Source organism: Jatrophihabitans sp. (genome assembly GCF_051960575.1).
Lineage (GTDB): Bacteria > Actinomycetota > Actinomycetes > Mycobacteriales > Jatrophihabitantaceae > JBQCEE01.
This window is the reverse complement of the sequence record NZ_JBQCEE010000084.1, coordinates 1-4,127: the sequence shown is the minus strand read 5'-3', so window position 1 is coordinate 4,127 and position 4,127 is coordinate 1. Positions and strand designations below refer to the sequence as shown.

The window sequence follows — 4,127 nt, the reverse complement described above, 5'->3', positions numbered from 1 at the left end:
CCGACCGGCCGGCTTGCGCACCCGTACCCACAGCAGCGGCAGGAACGGCAGCACGATGACGGCCGGCAGCTTCACGGCCGCGCCCACGGTGATGACCGCCGCGCCGACGGCGAGCGACCAGCGTCCGGGCCGGTCGAGCGCGAGCCACAGGCCCAGCGCCATCAGGCCGAGCATGACGACGTCGTTGTGGGCGCCGCCGAGGCCGACGACGAGGACGTAGGGGTTGAGCGCGAACAACGTCACCGCGCGCACGGGCGAGCCGCCCGCCAGCCGGGCCAACCGCGGCAGGGTCAGCAGCAGCACGACGATGCCCGCGAACGCGAACAGCCGGATGGTCATCGCCGCGCGCAGCGGGTGCGGCCCGGCCACGGCGACGACGAGCCGGCTCGCCTCCGTCCAGAGCGCCCCGTAGGGCGAGGTCGAGTGCCGCCAGACCGCGCTGACCTGGGTGCGGAAGACGTCGTGCACCGCCGCCGGCCCGACGCGGTAGGGGTTCAACCCGTGCGCGAGCACGTTCCCCTGCGCGACGTAGGCGTAGGCGTCGCGGCTGCCGAGCGGCGCGGCGGCCAGCAGCGGCAGCGACCACAGCAGGCCCACCAGTTGCGCCGCGCGCGTCGACACGCGCCCGTCGGTCGCGGCCCGCAGCACCCCGAGCCAGGCGAAGGCGAGCACCGCGATCGCGGTGAAGTACAGCCACCGTTCGAGACCGTGCCGCTGGTGCCGATGCACCGGCAGCTCGACCGCGCCCTGCGTCCACGACACCACCGCGATGACCACCAGCGCCACGAGCCCGATCGCCGCTGCCACCACCAGGCCGGAGGAACGCCGCTCAGCCGGGGCCGTCGGGGCAGCGTCGGTCGACGCGAGGGCATGCACGCGCGTGACGGTAGGGACGCCGGTCTGAACACAACCGGACACGTTCAGCACGTTCTGGGCCGTTCCCCAGCCGGGTCTCAGGACCCGGCGGCGGCTACCGCGCGCGCTTCTCCCGCACCCGCACCGAGATCTCGATCGGCGTTCCCGTGAAGTCGAAGTCCTCACGCAGCCGGCGCTCGATGAACCGGCGGTACCCGGCCTCGAGGAAGCCGGTGGTGAACAGCACGAACCGCGGCGGGCGGGTGTCGGCCTGCGTGGCGAACAGGACGCGCGGCGCCTTCCCGCCCCGTGGTGGCGGCGGCGTCGCCGCGACGACCTCGGTCAGCCAGCTGTTCAACCGTCCGGTCGGGATGCGCTGGTCCAACGAGGCGAGCGAGGTGCGCAGCGCGATCGCCAACTTCTCGACCGCCCGTCCGGTGCGGGCCGAGACGTTGACGCGCGGCGCCCAGGCCACCCGGGCGAGGTCACGCTCGACCTCGCGCTCGAGCTGCAGACGGCGGTCCTCGTCGACGAGGTCCCACTTGTTCAGCGCGAGCACCAGGGCGCGTCCGGCCTCGATCACCTCGCCGATCACGCGCTGGTCCTGCTCGCTGATCCGCTCGCTCGCGTCGAGCAGCACGATCGCCACCTCGGCCGCCTCGATCGCCGCCGCCGTGCGCAGGGACGCGTAGTACTCCATCCCGCTCGCCTGGTTCACCCTCCGGCGCAGGCCGGCGGTGTCGACGAAGCGCCACGTCTCGCCGCCGAGATCGACCAGGCTGTCGACCGGGTCGACCGTCGTGCCGGCCACCGCGTCGACGACCGACCGCTCCTCGCCGGTGAGGCGGTTCAACAGGCTCGACTTGCCCACGTTCGGCCGGCCGACCAGCGCGACCCGGCGCGGGCCGCCCTCGGCCTCCTGCTCGCGCGGCGCCTCCGGCAGCGCGTCCAGGATGGCGTCGAGGAGGTCGCCGCTGCCGCGGCCGTGCAGGCCGCTCACCGGATGCGGCTCGCCGAGCCCGAGCGACCACAGCTCGTGGACGTCGGGCTCCGAGCGCTCATCGTCGATCTTGGTGACGGTGAGGATGACCGGACGGTCGCCGCGGCGCAGCGTGCGTGCGACCACCAGGTCGGTCTCGGTGGCGCCGGTGCGTCCGTCGACGACGAACAGCACGAGGTCGGCGGTCGCGACCGCCCGCTCGGCCTGCGCGGACACCATCGCCTGCAGCCCCTGCGCGTCCGGCTCCCAACCGCCGGTGTCGACGAGCACGAACCGGCGCCCGTTCCAGACGGCGTCGTAGGAGACGCGGTCGCGGGTGACGCCCGGGACGTCCTGCACGACCGCCTCGCGGCGGCCGAGGATGCGGTTGACGAGCGTCGACTTGCCGACGTTCGGACGGCCGACGACCGCGACGACCGGCACCGACAGGGCGCCCTCGTCACTCGTGCCGTCGACGTCGGGCAGGTCGACGTCAGCCATCGACGACGACCGCGCCTGCGAGCTCGACGAGCCGGTCGACGACCTGCTCGATGCCCAGTTCGGTGGTGTCGACCTTGATCGCGTCGTCCGCCTGCGCCAGCGGGCTCGTCACCCGGGTGCTGTCGAGCCGGTCGCGACGGGCGATGTCGACCGCGATGGCGGCGACGTCGGCGTGCAGCTCCCCGGCCCGGCGCTGTGCGCGCGCCTCGGGGCTGGCGGTGAGGAAGATCTTCGGCCGCGCCTGCGGCCAGACCACCGAGCCGATGTCGCGCCCCTCGACGACGATGCCGCCGGCGCCGATCAGGTCGCGCTGCTGCTGCACGAGCTGCGCACGCACCGCGGGCACCGCCGACACCGCGCTCACCGCGGCCGTCGTGCCCGCCGACCGGATCTCGGCGTCGACCGGCGCGCCGTCGAGGCGCACCGAGGCACGGGTCGGGTCGGTGGAGATCAGGATGTCGGCCGCAGCGACCGCGTCCGCGATCGCGTCCGCGTCGGCGAGGTCGACCCCGGCCCGCAGCACCGCGACGGTGGCGGCGCGGTACATGGCGCCGGTGTCGAGGTAGCGGGCACCCAGCCGCTCGGCGAGCCGCCGCGCGACGGTGGACTTGCCGGTGCCGGACGGTCCGTCGAGCGCCACGACGCCAGTGAATGCCACGCATCGAGGCTACTGGACGCAGCCGGTGCGCCCGCCCGGCGCTATTGCGGCAGATCGGTGCGCAGCGCCGCCGCCCCGCGCAGGTACACGTGCCGGATCTCGTCGCGGTGCTTCGGCGACTCGACGTGGGCGAGCAGCCGCAGCACCCGCGGCATGGCACCGGGCACGGCGATCTCGGTGGTGCACAGCAGCGGCACGTCGGTGAGCCCGAGCAGCCGCGCGGCGTACGCGGGGAACTCGGCCTTGAGGTCGGGCGTCGCGGTGAACACGATGCTGATCAGGTCCGCCGGGTCGATCTCGTTGCGGCGCAGCACCTCCTGCACCAGCTCGGTCGTCCCCTCGAGGATCAGGTCCCGCTCGTCGGCGTCGACCTGGATCGCGCCCCGCACCGCTCGCACCGCCACGCCGTCAGCCTTCCACACGCGGTTCAGGCCTCGGCGAGGCGATAGAGCTCCCCCACCTCGTCGCGGGTCAGGTCGCGCAGCGTGCCCGGGCGCTGCCCGCCCAGCCGTACCGGCCCGATCGCCGTGCGCACCAGCCGCTCGACCGGATGCCCGACCTCGGCGAGCAGCCGTCGCACGATGTGCTTGCGCCCCTCGTGCAGCACGACCTCGACGATCGCCCGCGGCGGCTGGCTCTGCACGATGCGGAACGAGTCGACGGTGGCCGGGCCGTCCTCGAGCACCACACCCGCCTTCAACCGCCGGCCGACCTCGCGCGCGACGGGCCCGGGCACGGTCGCGAGGTAGGTCTTGCTCACGCCGAACGACGGGTGCATCAGCTTGTGCGCCAGCTCGCCGTCGTTGGTGAGCAGCAGCAGCCCCTCGCTGTCGTTGTCGAGGCGGCCGACGTGGAACAGCCGCTCGGGACGGTCGCGCACGAGGTCGCCGACGGTGGGCCGGCCCCGGTCGTCCGACATCGCCGACAGCACGCCGCGCGGCTTGTTCAGCGCGAGATAGACCATCCCGGCGCGGACGGTGACCCGCTTGCCGTCGACGTGCACCACGGCTGTCTCGGGATCGACGCGCATCCCCTGCTCCGTGACGACGCGGCCGTCGACGCTCACCCGCCCCTGCGCGATGAGCTCCTCGCTCTTGCGGCGCGACCCGACACCGGCCGCCGCGAGCACCTTCT

General features: G+C 74.0%; 5 protein-coding genes. All 5 read right to left on the bottom strand.

Annotated features, from left to right (window positions below):
• The coding region (gene mptB / locus ACTHMS_RS04400) for a polyprenol phosphomannose-dependent alpha 1,6 mannosyltransferase MptB (RefSeq protein ID WP_440305456.1) at nucleotides 1–876 on the bottom strand (876 nt) is incomplete at its 3' end.
• A 94-nt stretch (nucleotides 877–970) separates the two neighbouring features.
• Nucleotides 971–2,335 carry a ribosome biogenesis GTPase Der gene (gene der, locus ACTHMS_RS04395; RefSeq protein WP_440305455.1) on the bottom strand — a complete coding sequence of 455 codons (1,365 nt, stop codon included), beginning with the start codon at nucleotides 2,333–2,335 and terminating at the stop codon, nucleotides 971–973.
• Nucleotides 2,328–2,993, bottom strand: a complete 666-nt coding sequence (gene cmk / locus ACTHMS_RS04390; protein WP_440305454.1) for a (d)CMP kinase — start codon at nucleotides 2,991–2,993, stop codon at nucleotides 2,328–2,330. The genes der and cmk overlap by 8 nt, the downstream gene beginning before the upstream one ends.
• Before the next feature lie 41 nt (nucleotides 2,994–3,034).
• The gene (gene aroH, locus ACTHMS_RS04385; RefSeq protein ID WP_440305453.1) at nucleotides 3,035–3,397 is read right to left on the bottom strand and encodes a chorismate mutase; all 363 of its coding nucleotides are present in this window, start codon (nucleotides 3,395–3,397) and stop codon (nucleotides 3,035–3,037) included.
• Between the two features lie 23 nt (nucleotides 3,398–3,420).
• Nucleotides 3,421–4,127: pseudouridine synthase (locus tag ACTHMS_RS04380; protein ID WP_440305452.1), on the bottom strand; the 707-nt coding region annotated here is incomplete at its 5' end.